This window comes from uncultured Methanospirillum sp., assembly GCF_963668415.2.
Taxonomy (GTDB): Archaea; Halobacteriota; Methanomicrobia; order Methanomicrobiales; family Methanospirillaceae; genus Methanospirillum.
Genome location: NZ_CAXXDL010000001.1, coordinates 2,565,801 through 2,581,565, shown reverse-complemented (window position 1 = coordinate 2,581,565; position 15,765 = coordinate 2,565,801). Strand labels below are relative to the sequence as shown.

Sequence of the window (15,765 nt, the reverse complement as noted above, 5' to 3'; positions counted from 1 at the left end):
TTCTCACTGTTAGCTGCAGGCTCCAATGAAGAGATATTCTAAACGATGATATGTGGATTGACTCAAAATATTGCTAAATTATTGAGTTTTCCTTCCAAAGAACTATAGATACCGTTATTATTGCATAATTTTTTCGATACTTCTCAATCGATAAAGGTTGTATGCAAGCAAGTAAAGACATTTTTTACATGTACTCGTTCAACTGTTGTAACTATACTCCACGACATAATATTTTAGAGAATAGCTAAAAACCTCCTCATTTTATCTGAGAAGAACGAATAATAATTGTGGACGATTTCACTTCATACATTTTTCGTGGAGAATATTCTAAAGTTCAGGCCCTCGGTGATACACTATCAAATATAAGCGATTCACTTGATTGGGAGTCTTTTAGAGGAATAATCTCGTCCTTATACAAAGATAACAAAGAGAATGGAGGGAGACCTCACTTTGATGAGATTTTAATGGTAAAAATACTCGTTCTCCAGCAGCTCTATGGATTATCGGATTATGATATTGAACGACACATCTATGATCGAGTAAGTTTTCGTCACTTTCTGGGGTATCCTGAAGAAGTACCAGATCGTTCAATAATTTGGTATTTTAGAGAGCGGTTGAAAAATAACGATTCTCTTGAACGAATCTGGGTCGAATTACAAAATCAACTAGATAATTTGGGATATAAAATAATTCGAGGAGTTTTGCAAGATGCAACCTTTATTAAAGCAGATCCTGGTCATGCTAAAGTAGACAAACAGAGGGGTGAGGAGGCACAAACCCGGCGCTCAAAAGAAGGTAGTTGGAGCAAAAAAGGTAATTGTTCTTACTTCGGTTTTAAAATGCATACTTTGGTAGATAAGGAAAATCAATTTATTCGGAGCGTTGCTACGTCAACAGCCTCACTTCATGATAGTCAGGTTGATCTATCAGAAGAAGGACAAACGGTCTACAGAGATCGTGGGTACTTTGGAGTTGAACCAAGGGCTTCTATGGACAAAACGATGGATCGGGCGACGAGAAACCACCCATTATGTTGTAAACAAATAAGAAGAAATAGAGCAATTTCGAGAGTTCGTTCACTCGTAGAACGCCCAGATGCAGTTATGAAAAGGGTTTTTAAGGGTGGTTATGTATTATAGTGCCGTGCAATACTCATTATAATATTAAACAGAATTAATAATTGTGGTAAATACAGAGCAAATAGAGATCATAAGGCATATTTCTACTCAAAAATTAAAAGGAAAAATTAAGGATTATTCACTACAATCAAAAATGTTTAAACGATTACTTTTCATCAATCTTCGATATTCAGGATTATTGGTCCCTGAGGCATCCGAAAAAGTTGGAATAACTGCTGCAACAGGGTATCATTGGCAAGAACGGTGGAATCAAGAAGGTTATGCAGGTCTGATTCCTCAATATGCCGGAGGTCGGCCTTCAAAATTATCAGCTCATGAAAAAGAAGAATTAAAGGAGGAACTAAAATTAAAGGATCATTGGACTACAATTGAAGCAAAACAACTCATCCAATTGAAATATGGGGTTACGTACAGTATGGATCAGGTAAGAAGAATATTACATTCTTTTGATATGTTGTTTTATAAGCCATATCCACAGGATTATCGAAGGCCTCCAGATGCTGAGGAAGGTTTAAAAAAACCTTCCAAACATGAGTAAGAATACTATTGTTGGATTTTTGGATGAATGTTCACCCCAAACGACTGCAAATACACAAAGACTTTGGTCATTTGAAAAAAAGCCAATAATTAAGAATACTTCAAAGATTAGAGCAAATACATTTGGTATCTATTCACCAAACGGCAATTCAATAATTACATTCAAATCTCGATCAAAAAAAGAAGATGTATGTGAGGTTTTATCTGAATTTGTTGATGCAAATCCCAATAAAAGAATAATTTTGATATTGGATAATTTCTCATCACATCGATCAAAGTTTGTTAGAGAATTTGCTGAAGAACATAATATCATCCTCGTTTTTCTTCCTCCATATTCTCCAGATTTAAATCCAATTGAGCAGATTTGGAGAGCAATTAAAAGAGAGATTTCCAAGATATTTGTCCAAGATCTTCGACACATGATGGCAATAATTGAAGAGGAATTTTATGATCGAGTTATGCGAAAATCCTACATTTTCGGATGGGCTAAAAAATTCTTAAGCAGGGATTATTATTTTAAAATGTTATGCAACTAACTATAATTACAACAGTTGAACGAGTACATGTAAAAAATGTCTTTTCTTGTTTTGCATACAACCTTTATAGATTGAGAAGTGTCGAAAAAAATACGCAATCATAGCGGTAGCTATAGTTCTTTGGAAGGAAAACCGAATAATTTAGCAATATTTTGAGTCAATCCGCATATCATCGCTTAGAATATCTTTTCATTGGAGTTTGCGGTTAACAGTGAGAGAAAAATGTAGGGTTTTTTGCTATCCTCTTTAATAAATTGAAGAACCCTATAATTCACTATGCGCAGGTTGACAGTAGTAAATGCTCCCCCTATGGTCACCTTACTCCAAAATGAAATTCATAGAAATGACGACTCAAAATATGATCATCGATTACATGGAGTATTGCTTGTTGCATTAGGCTATTCTTGTTCCGAATCTGCCAAAATTTTGGGACATACTGTCACAACGATTGAAAATTGGGTAAATCGGTTTAATGAAGGTGGATTCAAATCATTAAGGGATGAACCCCATACTGGGCGCTCTCCATCCCTCTCTTTCGACCAAATGAAAGAAATCCGTGAGACAATCGTAGAAGATCCCAAACTATTGGGATATAACCAGAACCTTTGGGATGGAAAATTCATGAGTCATCATATTTTAAAAAAGTATGGAATTATTTAAAGCGTTAGACAGTGTCAAAGAATATTTCACAAATTGGAACTTAGACAAAGAAAACCGAGACCCATTAGTTCCAAAGTTGATCTACAAAAACAATCCCGCTTTAAAAAAATTGATTCAAAAGATTAAGAGCGGGAAGTATGATGTTTGGAGTACAGATGAATGCCACTTCCAACAAAATGGTACAAGATGTAGGATGTGGATCCCAACGGAGATCAAAAATCCAGTAATTAAGCAAGAACCGACTTGCCGAAAGATTAGCGTTTTTGGGACCGTCAATAATCAAGATGGACGATTTATGTATGATATCAGCCCTGTCTTCAGTGCAGAAACTTTCCTTGAACATTTAAAGCATATTATTCAATATAAAACCCCGAAAAAGAAAATTTTGCTTATTATTGATAATGCCAGATATCACCATGCAACATGGTTGATACCGTGGCTTGAAGAAAATAAACGAAAAATTCAACTCTTCTTTTTACAGCCATATAGTCCTGAATTGAATCCAGTGGAATTGGTTTGGAAGGAAACTCGACATTCTGAAGCGCATAATCGTTATTTTCCCACTGTGCAATCTTTATGGGAGAGTATCACTGAGGCATTTGATCAGTGGGGCAAACCCAATGATAAATTCAGATCGCTTTGCAAAATAAATTATGGCGTTTAATATAAATAAGAGAAATATGCGAAAATATTACCATACTATTGAGTTATTTCTTTGTAGCACCTTGTTTAAATTTTCAGTGAAAATGCTTCACATTTTCAGGGTTTTGGTCAAATAAAAATCAGTTCCACGTTTTATTTGATATATTGAGATTATATAAGTAACTATCAGAACAAGTAAAGAACATGCTATCATTTAAAATAGCAGGTGTTGAGAATACACCCTTGCCATGAGTATTGTATTGCCACAATGGGGTTCCATCGGTTTCTGCTACTGCATATATGTATCCAGAACCACTTCCAACATAAATAATCCCATTCGACACAAAAGGAGTAGATCCCACCATCCAATCCACATAGAATTTCCATTTTTCTTTTCCCGTTGATGTTTCTATTGAATACAAATTTCCATTATTATCACCAACAATGAGAGATCCATCTGCAATTGTTGGTGAAGAGATTACATCACCACTAGTATTGAAACACCACTTAATAGATTTAGTTTTTATATCAAATGCGTAAACGTGACGATTAGTAGTCCCAAAATATACAGTATTGTTCCACACAAATGTGGGAGTTAGACCTCGTTCATTATTTAGGTGTGTTCTCCATATTTCTTTCTCTGATGGTTCGTATACAGCACAAATATCCCTAGAGTCATTGCATCGAAAAATGAATGTCTTATTAGTATATGATGGAAAATCATCATGGATACCAATAGGAAACCAATTATTTCTTGTTATTAGGGTATTATTTGAATATGAATATATCGTATTATTACCCCAAAAATAGATAGTTCCATTTAACATTAAAGGTGCAGAAAAAGAGAGATTTTTAGACTTTATATTCCATTCTTCTTTCCCAGTTTGTATATTAACTGCAGATATTCCATTATTTGTATTATAAATGACACTTTGATTATATATGAGAGGTATAGAATTTGATACACCTTTAATTTTCCAGTTAACTATCCCTGATAAGGGATTAAGTGCATATATATATGAATCATAACCTCTAAAAACAACAATATCGTTTGAAACTGAAGGAGAAGAAACCAATAAATTCATCATTGGAGAAATTTCATGTGAGATTATATTTCCTGAATCAAAATCAACTTTGTATTGGGTATTATCATTGCATTTAAAATAAAGGACATCGTTAAAAAGAACTGGAATTGAAGCGATTCCATCTCCCGTTTGGATGCTCCAAATTACATTTCCAGTTATTGCATTTAATAGATAAGATTGATCATTGTAATTACTAACAAAAACTGTGTTATTAAAAATTGATGGAGTATAGGGTATTTTCCCGCTTGTTTTGTATGTCCAAATCACCTTTCCAGTAGTTGGATCCAATGTGTAGATAATTCCATTATTACTACTAACATGAACATATTCTTTAGATACAGACGGTGAATGAAGGATGCTATCATTAAGTCCAAATCTCCACTTTTCAGCTCCAGTGTCTATATTTATAGCATATATGTTAGATTCGTCATTACCATAGTAAATTGTATTATTGAATATAACTGGTGATGAAGATACTGTCCCATTTGTTTTGAATTTCCAAATTATAGTCTTATTTTTAGTATTCATTGCATATAAATTACCATCTTCACTGCCAAAGAAAATATTATCCCCATGTGTAATAGGGAATGCAGAGATTATCCCGTTTGTTTTAATGTTTCCGACCTCTTTCCCCGTTTGAACATTTAAAAAATGTAGGAATCCATCATCACCCCCAACAAAAATAATTTCATTTGAAATTGTAGGAGAAAATAGAGTAATATTGCCTAATGTAGTCGTCCAAATAATATTTCCCGTTTGAGTGTCAAAGGCATAAAAACAATGATTGTAACTTCCAATATATAGTATACTGTTTGAAATGACGGGAGATATGGATGAGACATCATGGAAACAAACATTTAAATTACTCTTTGTATTGATTATTTTATCAGATTTGAGATATGTACTTTGAAGATAACCAATAGGATTGACATCATATAGTATTCCATCATATATTGCGGGGTAAAAGTGAATCGGCTCGTTTGAAATAAACTTCCAATCACTGTTGCCGAATTTTATCTCGCTAATATGATTGTATGTTTGTTTTGTGTCCTCCTTTTTTGTTAAATTATTGAAATTTTTAATGTTATGTGAGTAACCGGCATTGAACCCTAAAAAAATAAGAAATAAGCATAATAAAGCAATTAAAATTAATAATAATTTTTTCTTCATATAGATTGATTAATTATTTTTGTTGCATATAAGCATGTCGTTTTAATTAGTTGACATCGATGTTGTCCAATTAGAATTCGAGTGGCCATCATCATCTAAAACTGCGTGTGAAGGTAATAAGATTTCATCCATTTAAATTCCCGTTTATCCCTGACTGGCTCCCTTTTTTCCTAAATGGGTAACTCTTCTTCCTCATACCGGAGGTGTGCAACCTGCAGACATTATGTCTCGGCGTTGCCTGGCCGGGGGAATGCAATCAGGATGATGAGATGATCCTGGTTCGGATGAAAGTTGGTCAGGAAGAAGAGTGCGATTCCTGGGAGATTCGTACATGAAGCTTGCATTCTGGAGAAAAAACGAACCGGGCCTGATGGATAGAATCGCCGTAAACCGTGCTATTGGATTCCTGAAAAAAGCAGGGTTGAACTCACCGGTTGATTCAGGGTGGAAGAAATATTTTGGTAATTATGGGGCGATCACTAAAAGGATCAAGGTTGAAAAAGAGCGGACTGCAGCCATATTCCGGCATGCAATCTCATCGGCAAACGCCGATTATAACGTCTGGGGAATCTACAGAGAAGGTGTTTGAAAAGATCGAAAGTGACAATCTTGCCGATAACGCAATCTATTCTCTCTGTGAAAAGACGATTCAGGACTATTTTGCGACATTAGACTGGGAGATCATCGACGGGAAGAAAAACCAGGTTAATTCTGTGATATAGTTCATGCGTCGCCCTAACCCTCAGGACACATTTGGCACGATTCTCCGTCAGACAGTCAGGGATATCCTCCGGGACGATGCAGAAGCGATTGTTCTCACAAAGAGCAATGAAGGCAAGATTCTTGAGATGAAAGCCTATCATGGGCCTGAATTCTGGATAGAGGGGGATAATGAGGTCTCCAAGGTTCAGGGAGAAATGGGACAGTCGTTCGAGGGGAACTGGTCTCATGGATATATAAAATACTATTGGCAGCATTCTCGGCCGGGTATTTTCATTCCGTTTGAGCCGGATGAGGTCTGTTACATGATGCTGTATCCACGGTCAGACAGTCCATACGGGACTGACTACCTGTACCGTCCCATATATCAATGGAGTATATCAACGACAGCACCAAGGCCGCAGGGATGACGTTCGCCAATGGTGTCACACCTGGCCTGGTATGGAACCATCCGGATCACACTTGCCAGGTACCATCTCCTGTGATGAGTCTGCCCACCATGTACGGGCGGGAAAAAACCTCAATAGGCGGGAGGAGTAAACCACATTATTTCACCCTGATATCTATACAGATGAACCATCATTCCCCGATATCAGGTGTGGGCGGGAGAGAGGGATCTTCTGACAGACACAGGACACCACTGCAAGGAAAGTAAACACTCTCTACACAGATCCTCCCGCCCTAAGAATAGGAATCCTTTAATTAATCCTCAGAATATCTTCATCTGCCTAATTCCGCCGAAACATACGGGCGGGACCTCCCGCCTGCTCACCAGAACATCCTCCTTTCTCCCGCTCTCCCGCCCGTCATGATTGTGATCTGATCGAGATCATATCAAATCCTAGCGGTAGTGACGGCCATCTGGATGAAGAAAGTTCAGATACAATTCACCAGCACTTGGGAAAAGGGATGCAGAACTCTTGGAGAGAATTGAAAAAAGGCAGAAAATGGTGATCCACATGGACCTATTAACAGGCATCTGGGGAGGCACCTGTCCAGACGCCAGGTCAGGGATCAGGGTGATGATCTCTGCTGAACCCGGCTGACCGGTCCTTTCCGATGCTCACCACTCATGACCGCCCTGACCCTGGTAGCGGGAATCACGTATGTTTCACCCCCGATATCAAGGTAAAATCCCCTGCCACTCTCAGATAACCTCGCTACTCCCGGTACAGGGCCTGATAGATCGCTCTCTCCAAGACCGGCTAATGTGCCGGTCACCAACCCGGACGGGAGGGCAAACCTACCAATCCCATCGATAAAGATCACCAGATCACCCTGATCCCTGATAATTCGTCCGCAGAGTTCATACTCACGACCCTCACGGATGGTCTCAACAAACGCACCCATCTAGTTCACCTTGCCTTTGTCAGATCCCTCTTCTGATGAATCACCAGATGACAGGTCGTCTACTGCCTGAATCCCGGAAGAGTGAGCACCAGTTGACCGGGCTTTTTCACGTTGATAGCAGGATTCACAGAGATGTGTACGGGATTTCGGATCAGACCATACAGCCTCTTTCTTCAGACAGAGATCACATCTACCGACAGAGGCATGCAGAGGAACCATATCTTCAGGATGTATCATCCCGGGAAGAGGAACGATGGCTGTTATCTCGTGGGAAACAAGCCTCTCGTAGCATGATGAACAGAGCATACGAACCGGCTCAGCATCACTCCCGTGAGCCCGGTCATGACGTTCACGGTACTGGGTCGTTCTCCTCCCACAGACAGAACACGGTACCTTTTCAGGGAACCCCTCAACTGCAGTAAAATCACCCGACTTGAGAGAACTGATCGAGCAACCTTGTGCGGGAGCAGTACTACCGGGGATCGATCTCTCAAGCAAAGACCGCTGCTCACTGAGATCCCCGGATGCCTTGGCGGCGATCGTCGCTTCACTTCTGCCATGATCACCAGAGGGTTGATCTGAAGAGTCATCCGGATCAGATTTGTCGGCATCATCCCCTGCAAGCCAGACAGACCCTCCTTTCAGCCATGCATCGTACAGGTACGGATCCCACAGGTACACCCGTGTATGCCGCATGGTGGTCTGCCCCTGATCGCCTTTGGTGACCGTCCGATCAAGAAACGAGACTGCAGGACATTTCTCAAGCAGTCCGGAGTACACCTTTCCGTACGAGTGGTAACCATGGAGAAGTTTGCAGATCGTGCTGCATGTCCATCCGGTGATTGTCTGGAGCTGCGAGACCGATATCTCGGCAATACCACTTGTGGCTAACGCATGAGTTAGAAGAGATTCACGCTTTGTCAGCTTGTTGCCTTGAGCTCCGGTCTCACCATTCAATTCAACAAAGAGCCGGGATGCCTGATCAAAATCCTCCTCTGTTGCCAGTACACTGGTAACTCCATTCACAACATGACGCTCCCGCTGCTGTTGGTATAGGGCCGCGTTCGTCCGGATCAGATCGAGCAGCATGTCAGGATTTCTTCGGTTTTCAGCGGACTGGAACCGAATTCTCCTGGCAAACGGGATGACAACCCAGACAGAAGAGAGATCTTCCCATAACGCCCTGCACACCGAGACAGTCTCGCTGATCCCGGCTGGATTGTCGGGCATCTCTTCTGCACCTGCCAGTGCACGGTCCAGAACCTTCTGATCCTGCTCCTCGGTATCATCTATCCAGCAGGTCAGCATCCGGTTGATGACCTGGTCATCACCTGACCCTTCCACTTTTGCAATCCACCAGACACACCGCTGTGGAATCGTGCAGATCTGAGGCTTTCTATCTTTGTTTACCGTGCGGTACGGAAACGGCTTTTGAAATGAAGTCGTAACCCCCTTGAGGATCTCCTGCATCTGGTCAGAGAGGCTCACATCATCAAGGGTGATCACAGTCCCGGGAAGGAGATCCTCCATGTAAAAGAGGGCTTTGTCACTAACCCGGCCTTCAATTCTCGAACCAGGAGGGATGAGCGTTCGCATCGTATCAATCGCATGCGACTTCCCTTTTCCAGACTCACCTGATATTGATACGTGCAGACCTTTGCTGTTGATGACAGATCGGGAAACCAGCGAATGAATCAGGCACTCGGCAACAGCCCTGTCCCCCTCATGATACTCAGAGAAGGCATCGAGGAGGAACGACAGGGGATCACCGGATTTCAGAATCTCATCAGCCTTCTGGTGAACCGGGTCAGATTCGGCGGGTGTGGTGCCCGTATCAGGAGATGATTCAGACATCTCCTCGTCTGGATCGATCCTGCCTTCTGCGATCAGTTTTGCCCTGGTTCGTGCTCTTCTTGCCTCCGCAAACCACTCTTCAGGATCCCGGCGTGGCGGATCAAATCGTGCACGGAGCTCTGGCCATCGCTGACGGCCTCCGCCACAGGAGTCATGATGACATCCGGCGAAGATGGCACCGTTAGGAAACTGAATAGCGAATGCTCCGTCTGTGTGATCATCAGAGAAGGGACATGAGTCAAGCACAAACAGAGTACCCCCCTGGTACGGTTTGGAGAGATACGTGAGATTAAACCGATTCAGCCATTGGGCGAGATCAAGCGCCGGCTCCCTGACTGAAGCCATCTCCTCCAGTGTCTGGCCCTTCGCTTCCGGGTTCATTCCAGGTTTCGTGGTGGGTCTCAACCCTGGCTCCAGAGCCTGGGCCGGGTACTGGTTGATCAACTGCACAAGGTCGTCTGCGGAGAGAACCCTCTCTTTAGGAGGCATTGAGAGGACTTTTGATCTCCGGTGGGGACGGTCTGGAAGATTATCCCCTTTGCGTGAGATCGTGCCATACACCTTCCATATCCGTGCAGCATTGAAGTTGGCTGTGTCAACCTTGCACCCTGCGGTGGAGAACCGGACATCAAGGATCTCGAGTACCTGTCTGACGAGCCCTTTTGACTCCTCGTTGTTTGGAAGATCGATCGGATAGAGCAGATGGGCACCATTGCCTGAGTCAGCCAGGAGGGGATCAGGCCACCCGCATGTGGCAAGAAATCCCCTGATGGTATCAGCACGTGTAAGGGCTGCTGCATGCTCATCGTCAGATGAGGATACACCTGATGGCCGTACCGGGTCGATGTCTATCGGCAGCCAGCGTCGCCTGATGATATCAGAGTCTGCTGTAGATGCATCTGCCTTTCCCATCCGGGATTGTATCCGGTTGGCCCGTCTGGCAAGCAGTGCAGGATTTACTTCGTTCAGGGTGACATAGAAGCCCGAAATAAGCGTGTCAGCCTCTCTGATGAGTATCTCTGCCACTGCCTTCTGGTAATCACTGAAGTACCCTGATGATATGGCACCACTTGAGAGAGCCCTGATCTCAATAATCTGGCCAGGATCAAAGAGGTACTCAAGGGTACTGAGTACCTCACCGGCACGATCACGTTCGATCATCGCTTCTTCTCCACAGCCGCCTGTTCAGATTCGGGGACGGATAACATCTATCTGTGACATCCACGCTGTTCATGCCCTCACCTCAGGGAGTGGAATGGCTCCTCCCGGGAGGATCTGGTACCGTTTCCAGTAGTTTCCTTCACCAACCCAGAACTGAACCTCTCCCGGATACCATACGGTCTGAAGGTTTGTTGAGAGCAGGAGTATCTCACTCCTGATCACTGGTTTACTCATCCGTGGAGAGCCTACTCTGATGAACAGAGTCCCTCTCATCCGTTCCCATGCAATGAGATGGAACAGACCCGGAACTGCACCATCGCGTCCTCCAACCCGGGCTACTTCATAGCCCAGATCCTGAAGCAGGATTCTGGCTTCATACTCGACAGTCCTACGGGTCTGGTGCTCATGAGACGGAGACATACGATCCTCCGCGGGCGCAGATGACATTGGAATCATGAAAATTTTTCTCAGGATACCAATACCAAACAACTGCCACCATGGATATTATTAAACAACTGGCGGTACCAATATGAGTAATCCCCGCGTTAATGAGCCTGCAAGCAACAATAACTGCTGGGGATTCATGTCGTTTCATACTTCTTCACCTCATTCATTCGATCACCTGCCTACCCGTTTCAGAGAATGAATCTTAAAATCGGGCAGTAAAAAACTGTAATATGGTGACCTTTCTAAATGTTTTGGTGTTATCACCGTTTTTTCCAAGTACTGTTCAAAAAGTTATATTACCACATATCGATAAGGGCGGTACGGTTTACCAAGAAGTATTACCTAAAAGCGCAAGGTAAAAAGTTTACAAAACCTTTTCTGCCCTGCATCATTACACGAGTTATGATCCTCTATCTGCTCGAAATGTAAAAATGACCCAGATAACCGCGTTATTCAGACCATGCCTGAATAAATTCATATATATACGACATACCTCATAGTGTCGCTTGTCAGGCGACAGGGGGAAAAATGGGAGATTTCACACAAAAGAGTGTTGTAAAGTCTGCGGTTCGAAAACTTTCGTCACCAATTGCTGACTATACTTCATTCAGCGCATTAGTCCAGGATGTTCTTGACAACAATCCCTGGGGATGTACTGCATACGAGTCAGCCGGGGTCGCAAAGCCCGCAGTGGAGAAGAGCAGGGAGGCGTATGCAGCCACCATCACCTACGAGAATGCTGAGGCGAAGACTGTCGGGAGTATTCCGGTCCGGGGGCCGACGATGGCAGCAGTCAACACGGCAGTCACCCAGATCACCAGTACTGCAGCGATCACTACCGGTATGGGGACCGGTGTGACCGCTTCACGTGATTCGTCTGAAGACTCATTCAGTTGCACGGTGAAGTGCCATGCAAGTAATGGAGAACTCTATACGGTGTCCTTCAAACGTGACAGTGTGACAGTATCCAGTTATGAGGCCGACGCTATCAGAACCGGTCTTGAGGCATGGGCTGATACGGTTGCCATTCTGGCATGATCATCTCCTTTTTGAAGGGAGAGAAAGGGGATTACTTGCTGCTCTGCTGTGCCTGTTGTTAGCCGGACCTCTCTGTGCTGACCTGGTTGCAACATCGATCAGCACCGACGGATCAGTGATGCTGAAGACCTGCGGGTCTGATGAAAACGGTTCGTTTGTATCGCGGGTACTCTCTCGTGATGAGAGCATGGTCAGCAGGACTGCAGGAGATGAGAGCGGCCTTGATGAGGAACTCACGGTCAGGAGTTCGGGACCAACCCTCTTCAGCGGGTATGCTGATGCATTGCTCAGCACGAGCGGGATCAAAACCATCTGTGCACTCCTTGACACTCCGCATGAAACCAAGGGGAGTGCAGAGGCATATGCATCCGGAATCATCCTGGGCGGGGAATACACCTCTTCACAGACCATCGGCCCAGGTCTTTCAGGTATGACTGCAGTGAACGGAACCGGGCTCCTGGTACTTGGATCAGGAGCAGAAGGAAACCGAACACTCAGAGCAGCCGGGTTTGTATCAGGAAATATGTCAGTTCAGGATATGGTGAAGTACGGGGTGAAGATCTGATTGCAGAACTCCTTGCAGTAGTATCATCCGGAATAGCACTTCTGAATGGGGGGGCTGCATACCTGATGTACAGACAGTATATCCATCTTGCAGATCTCTCACTGGAATATGCAGGTGTTATTACTGCATCTATCAGAGAGGATGAGACAGGGGCACTCGGGGTAAACCCTGATGTGCTTGCCGGAATATCTATGGATCAGATGAACAGGCTGAACGCTGCTCTCAAATGGATATATCGCCTGCCCACGCATACCTGAACCACCGAAAAAGAGAAAACCCGGAGGGGTGATCATACGATCATCCCCCACCATACAACGCCCGATATCAGGAGATTCAACGCTAAATGCCGATCTTCTCTTCGTCAGACCCTCCAGAAAACATTTCTATAAAGAACAGGCGATGACGATTGACAGGTACATGTAATTGATTTGTCTTATCGAGTTTACTCAAAAAATTCGATTACAATCGGGATTTCAGACTGAAATATCAAATAAAAAGTATTTAATACCTTCACAGGTGATTTTTCTATTACGCCTAACCAGATTATTGTGTGGTATTGGTTAGGTTATCTGTGAAGGTGTGACTAAACTATGGTATTTCATCCACCAGTGCAAATAATTGCAAAAGGAGCAGGAGCAGGCAAGTACAAATCTGGCCTGGAGTGGTGGAACATGATCATCAGAGGATTCATGTCCGGAGCATACATCGCCATGGGAGGAGCCTTGGCGACCGTCTGTTCAACCGCCGTCGCCGACAACCTCGGTGCCGGTTTCGGCCAGCTCATTCTGGGAGCAGTGTTCCCTGTCGGACTTATTATCACCGTCCTTACCGGAGCAGAACTCTTCACCGGTGATGCAATGCTTGCACCTCTTGCAGCATTCATCCACAAGATCAGCTGGATGTCAGTCATCAACCTCTGGATCTGGGTGTATATCGGAAACCTGATCGGTTCGCTCTTCTATGCATATATCATGGCAAACGGACCGTTTGTCACATGGAATGCAGCAGGAGTTGCAACGGTTAACGCCTTCGGATTGAAAGCAGTGAGTATAGGTATAGCCAAGGTGAGTTACTTTGGTGTAGCAGGCATGTGGTCTGCGTTCCTGAAAGGAGTGGGCTGCAACTGGCTTGTGAACCTCGCTATTCTGCTCGGTATCTGCGCAGATGATGCAGTGGGCAAGTTCTTTGGAATCTGGTTCCCGATCATGGCCTTCGTTTCAACAGGGTTTGAACACTGTGTTGCTAACATGTACTTCATCCCTGCGGGTATCATGACTTCAGGTTACCTGAATGCAGACCAGATAGCAAATATCACCCCTGCAAAACTGGCAACGCTGAATTATGTGACTATGTGGACCAACAACGTCATCATCGTCACAATCGGAAACATCGTTGGTGGACTTCTCTTTGTTGGTGTGATCTACTGGATCGCATTCAAGAAAGAGATCGAAGCACTCGAGTAACCCCCCCTTTTTTTTAGAATGCAAATTCGTTCATTTCCTGTAAAACCGTCACTGCTTCATCTTGGTGTCTTCGGCTTCTTCGCTATCTTTCTCCTCTGGTACATTCTTGTTACCCATGAGTTCGTAACGTTGATCTGGGCGGTTCCAACGCTTATCTTCCTGCTTATCATCCCGATGCTGCTCAATTACATGAGCCAGAAGGAGTATGAGGGGCTTGTGCCGGTGTATGAAACTGAGGCAAAGACCGTTAAGATACGGGAGATCAGTGAAAAGATGACTTCCAAGCCGGTAAGGTTTCAGGCTGTTGTCGATGAAGTACGCTTCAGATCTCTGAACAGACCACACTTCGTTGTGAGCGATCGGACTGGAACCACAACCGTGAAGATGTTTACAACTCCCCGTGAAGATGTCAGGGCAGGCGATCTCGTCGAGGTGCTCGGACAGGTGATACACCGTTATATCGTAACTGGTGATCCGGTGGTCAACGGAGTTTCGATACGGGTGCTGGCACCAAAAGGCAGTACAAAAGAGAAAAAAGTGTGAATACCGGCAGACGGTGAGCGCGTTTACCCGGTGAGATACTTACCAATTTTCGATTCTGTTATTTCTATTGATATCTTTTCCAGACCGATTACCGGGCTATTGAGGCATTCGGGATGTATCCAAAATTGCGGCACCGTCTGTAAAATTCCCGCCTTCAGTTGTTTTAGTGTAGAAGGGTATCTCTCCGATGATGTCATCATGGGAGTACTCCAGGATCAAGTCTTTATTCTTGTTATTCCCGGCATTTCTCCAGAACCATTCATATGGTACCGTCCCATCATCCCCGGTCTGGATAGTCTTGTGGAGCCGGACATTAAACGGATCCTTCTGGTATATTCGGAGGGTAATATCAGTGTTCGGGACTGATTCAGTTGTATTCCCTGCTTTTTTCCAGGCTCCGAAGAGTACACTGATCCCCGGCTGCCCATCTTTCAGGATATAGGATGCATCGGATGTGAGAAAAACACCCGGCAGAAAGACACCATACCTGCTGCATTCATTCAGATCATATCTGAAACAGTCTCCCGCTGCAGCCCATTCACAATACTTGGTGTTCATCTCATCAAGCATGAACGACGCGTTTACTTCATCCATTGAGGTGTATTCGAGTTCATCAGAATGTTGCTCCTCTTTTAGATTATCAGGACAGGAGTTGCCAGGTTGCAATGTGGCAGTTGATATTGCGTAGCATATTCCAGCGATCAGAACCAATCCGAGGAATACCCGAATTCCGTGAATCCGGGATATGTACAGTGCCCTTCTCTTCATCATGTCACGCTCCTGGGGTATGCCTTCACCCAATTGGTAATAATAATTCGCCAATAACGTACCCTATCCTGACCTCTCCTAATCTGG

20 protein-coding genes are annotated in these 15,765 nt (G+C 43.9%); 14 read left to right on the top strand and 6 right to left on the bottom strand.

The window, feature by feature from the left end:
• Positions 1-287: 287 nt before the first annotated feature.
• The 6 genes from ACHZA2_RS12230 (at position 288) to ACHZA2_RS12205 (ending at position 3,536) form a co-directional block, all read left to right on the top strand.
• Positions 288-1,139 carry an IS5 family transposase gene (locus tag ACHZA2_RS12230; RefSeq protein ID WP_319579942.1) on the top strand — a complete coding sequence of 284 codons (852 nt, stop codon included), beginning with the start codon at positions 288-290 and terminating at the stop codon, positions 1,137-1,139.
• Between the two features lie 43 nt (positions 1,140-1,182).
• Positions 1,183-1,677, top strand: a complete 495-nt coding sequence (locus ACHZA2_RS12225) for a transposase (protein WP_319579941.1) — start codon at positions 1,183-1,185, stop codon at positions 1,675-1,677.
• Positions 1,670-2,212: an IS630 family transposase gene (locus tag ACHZA2_RS12220; protein ID WP_319579940.1), complete on the top strand. Its 543-nt coding sequence runs from the start codon at positions 1,670-1,672 to the stop codon at positions 2,210-2,212. The genes ACHZA2_RS12225 and ACHZA2_RS12220 overlap by 8 nt, the downstream gene beginning before the upstream one ends.
• 309 nt (positions 2,213-2,521) lie before the next feature.
• The gene (locus ACHZA2_RS12215) at positions 2,522-2,872 is read left to right on the top strand and encodes a helix-turn-helix domain-containing protein (protein WP_319579939.1); all 351 of its coding nucleotides are present in this window, start codon (positions 2,522-2,524) and stop codon (positions 2,870-2,872) included.
• Positions 2,873-2,905: 33 nt separating this feature from the next.
• Positions 2,906-2,998, top strand: a complete 93-nt coding sequence (locus ACHZA2_RS12210) for a hypothetical protein (protein ID WP_394698569.1) — start codon at positions 2,906-2,908, stop codon at positions 2,996-2,998.
• The gene (locus tag ACHZA2_RS12205; protein ID WP_394698568.1) at positions 2,982-3,536 is read left to right on the top strand and encodes an IS630 family transposase; all 555 of its coding nucleotides are present in this window, start codon (positions 2,982-2,984) and stop codon (positions 3,534-3,536) included. Before ACHZA2_RS12210 ends, ACHZA2_RS12205 begins: the two co-directional genes overlap by 17 nt.
• Before the next feature lie 118 nt (positions 3,537-3,654).
• Here ACHZA2_RS12205 and ACHZA2_RS12200 read toward each other — a convergent pair whose 3' ends face one another.
• Both ACHZA2_RS12200 and ACHZA2_RS12195 read right to left on the bottom strand, forming a co-directional pair.
• Entirely contained in the window at positions 3,655-5,769 is a 2,115-nt protein-coding gene (locus ACHZA2_RS12200) for a PQQ-binding-like beta-propeller repeat protein (protein ID WP_319579937.1), read from the bottom strand.
• 221 nt (positions 5,770-5,990) lie between these two features.
• On the bottom strand, positions 5,991-6,113 hold the full coding sequence (locus ACHZA2_RS12195) for a hypothetical protein (protein WP_319579936.1): 123 nt from the start codon (positions 6,111-6,113) through the stop codon (positions 5,991-5,993).
• Here ACHZA2_RS12195 and ACHZA2_RS12190 point away from each other — a divergent pair.
• The 3 genes from ACHZA2_RS12190 to ACHZA2_RS12180 are packed head-to-tail and all read left to right on the top strand — an operon-like array spanning position 6,101 to position 6,899.
• Positions 6,101-6,358: a hypothetical protein gene (locus ACHZA2_RS12190; RefSeq protein WP_319579935.1), complete on the top strand. Its 258-nt coding sequence runs from the start codon at positions 6,101-6,103 to the stop codon at positions 6,356-6,358. The genes ACHZA2_RS12195 and ACHZA2_RS12190 overlap by 13 nt on opposite strands.
• On the top strand, positions 6,351-6,491 hold the full coding sequence (locus tag ACHZA2_RS12185; protein WP_319579934.1) for a hypothetical protein: 141 nt from the start codon (positions 6,351-6,353) through the stop codon (positions 6,489-6,491). The genes ACHZA2_RS12190 and ACHZA2_RS12185 overlap by 8 nt, the downstream gene beginning before the upstream one ends.
• A 3-nt stretch (positions 6,492-6,494) precedes the next feature.
• Entirely contained in the window at positions 6,495-6,899 is a 405-nt protein-coding gene (locus tag ACHZA2_RS12180; protein ID WP_319579933.1) for a hypothetical protein, read from the top strand.
• 604 nt (positions 6,900-7,503) lie between these two features.
• On the opposite strand, the gene ACHZA2_RS12175 is transcribed toward ACHZA2_RS12180, so the two are convergent.
• The 3 genes from ACHZA2_RS12175 to ACHZA2_RS12165 form a co-directional block, all read right to left on the bottom strand.
• On the bottom strand, positions 7,504-7,839 hold the full coding sequence (locus ACHZA2_RS12175) for a hypothetical protein (RefSeq protein ID WP_319579932.1): 336 nt from the start codon (positions 7,837-7,839) through the stop codon (positions 7,504-7,506).
• Positions 7,840-10,854 carry a hypothetical protein gene (locus tag ACHZA2_RS12170; protein ID WP_319579931.1) on the bottom strand — a complete coding sequence of 1,005 codons (3,015 nt, stop codon included), beginning with the start codon at positions 10,852-10,854 and terminating at the stop codon, positions 7,840-7,842.
• Between the two features lie 69 nt (positions 10,855-10,923).
• On the bottom strand, positions 10,924-11,274 hold the full coding sequence (locus tag ACHZA2_RS12165) for a hypothetical protein (RefSeq protein ID WP_319579723.1): 351 nt from the start codon (positions 11,272-11,274) through the stop codon (positions 10,924-10,926).
• A gap of 555 nt (positions 11,275-11,829) precedes the next feature.
• On the opposite strand from ACHZA2_RS12165, the gene ACHZA2_RS12160 reads away from it, so the two are divergent.
• From ACHZA2_RS12160 to ACHZA2_RS12140, 5 genes are all read left to right on the top strand, one after another.
• Complete coding sequence (locus ACHZA2_RS12160; RefSeq protein WP_319579930.1) at positions 11,830-12,339, top strand: hypothetical protein; 510 nt, start codon at positions 11,830-11,832, stop codon at positions 12,337-12,339.
• A complete protein-coding gene (locus ACHZA2_RS12155) occupies positions 12,275-12,904 on the top strand; it encodes a hypothetical protein (protein ID WP_394698567.1) in 630 nt (209 codons plus the stop codon). Before ACHZA2_RS12160 ends, ACHZA2_RS12155 begins: the two co-directional genes overlap by 65 nt.
• A 65-nt stretch (positions 12,905-12,969) precedes the next feature.
• Entirely contained in the window at positions 12,970-13,161 is a 192-nt protein-coding gene (locus tag ACHZA2_RS12150) for a hypothetical protein (RefSeq protein WP_319579928.1), read from the top strand.
• Positions 13,162-13,494: 333 nt separating this feature from the next.
• Complete coding sequence (locus ACHZA2_RS12145; RefSeq protein WP_319579927.1) at positions 13,495-14,367, top strand: formate/nitrite transporter family protein; 873 nt, start codon at positions 13,495-13,497, stop codon at positions 14,365-14,367.
• An 18-nt stretch (positions 14,368-14,385) separates the two neighbouring features.
• Entirely contained in the window at positions 14,386-14,910 is a 525-nt protein-coding gene (locus ACHZA2_RS12140; protein WP_319538562.1) for a nucleotide-binding protein, read from the top strand.
• A 96-nt stretch (positions 14,911-15,006) separates the two neighbouring features.
• Here the strand turns inward: ACHZA2_RS12140 and ACHZA2_RS12135 are convergent, their stop codons facing one another.
• The gene (locus tag ACHZA2_RS12135) at positions 15,007-15,681 is read right to left on the bottom strand and encodes a hypothetical protein (protein ID WP_319579926.1); all 675 of its coding nucleotides are present in this window, start codon (positions 15,679-15,681) and stop codon (positions 15,007-15,009) included.
• Positions 15,682-15,765: the final 84 nt, after the last annotated feature.

Coding starts and splice junctions, on each gene's coding strand:
- ACHZA2_RS12155 (WP_394698567.1), top strand. CDS start 12,275: ATGAGGCCGACGCTATCAGAACCGGTCTTGAGGCATGGGCTGATACGG.
- ACHZA2_RS12160 (WP_319579930.1), top strand. CDS start 11,830: ATGGGAGATTTCACACAAAAGAGTGTTGTAAAGTCTGCGGTTCGAAAA.
- ACHZA2_RS12135 (WP_319579926.1), bottom strand. CDS start 15,681: ATGATGAAGAGAAGGGCACTGTACATATCCCGGATTCACGGAATTCGG.
- ACHZA2_RS12150 (WP_319579928.1), top strand. CDS start 12,970: ATGTACAGACAGTATATCCATCTTGCAGATCTCTCACTGGAATATGCA.
- ACHZA2_RS12215 (WP_319579939.1), top strand. CDS start 2,522: ATGGTCACCTTACTCCAAAATGAAATTCATAGAAATGACGACTCAAAA.
- ACHZA2_RS12175 (WP_319579932.1), bottom strand. CDS start 7,839: ATGGGTGCGTTTGTTGAGACCATCCGTGAGGGTCGTGAGTATGAACTC.
- ACHZA2_RS12170 (WP_319579931.1), bottom strand. CDS start 10,854: ATGATCGAACGTGATCGTGCCGGTGAGGTACTCAGTACCCTTGAGTAC.
- ACHZA2_RS12145 (WP_319579927.1), top strand. CDS start 13,495: ATGGTATTTCATCCACCAGTGCAAATAATTGCAAAAGGAGCAGGAGCA.
- ACHZA2_RS12200 (WP_319579937.1), bottom strand. CDS start 5,769: ATGAAGAAAAAATTATTATTAATTTTAATTGCTTTATTATGCTTATTT.
- ACHZA2_RS12220 (WP_319579940.1), top strand. CDS start 1,670: ATGAGTAAGAATACTATTGTTGGATTTTTGGATGAATGTTCACCCCAA.
- ACHZA2_RS12140 (WP_319538562.1), top strand. CDS start 14,386: ATGCAAATTCGTTCATTTCCTGTAAAACCGTCACTGCTTCATCTTGGT.
- ACHZA2_RS12165 (WP_319579723.1), bottom strand. CDS start 11,274: ATGTCTCCGTCTCATGAGCACCAGACCCGTAGGACTGTCGAGTATGAA.
- ACHZA2_RS12180 (WP_319579933.1), top strand. CDS start 6,495: ATGCGTCGCCCTAACCCTCAGGACACATTTGGCACGATTCTCCGTCAG.
- ACHZA2_RS12190 (WP_319579935.1), top strand. CDS start 6,101: ATGAAGCTTGCATTCTGGAGAAAAAACGAACCGGGCCTGATGGATAGA.
- ACHZA2_RS12195 (WP_319579936.1), bottom strand. CDS start 6,113: ATGCAAGCTTCATGTACGAATCTCCCAGGAATCGCACTCTTCTTCCTG.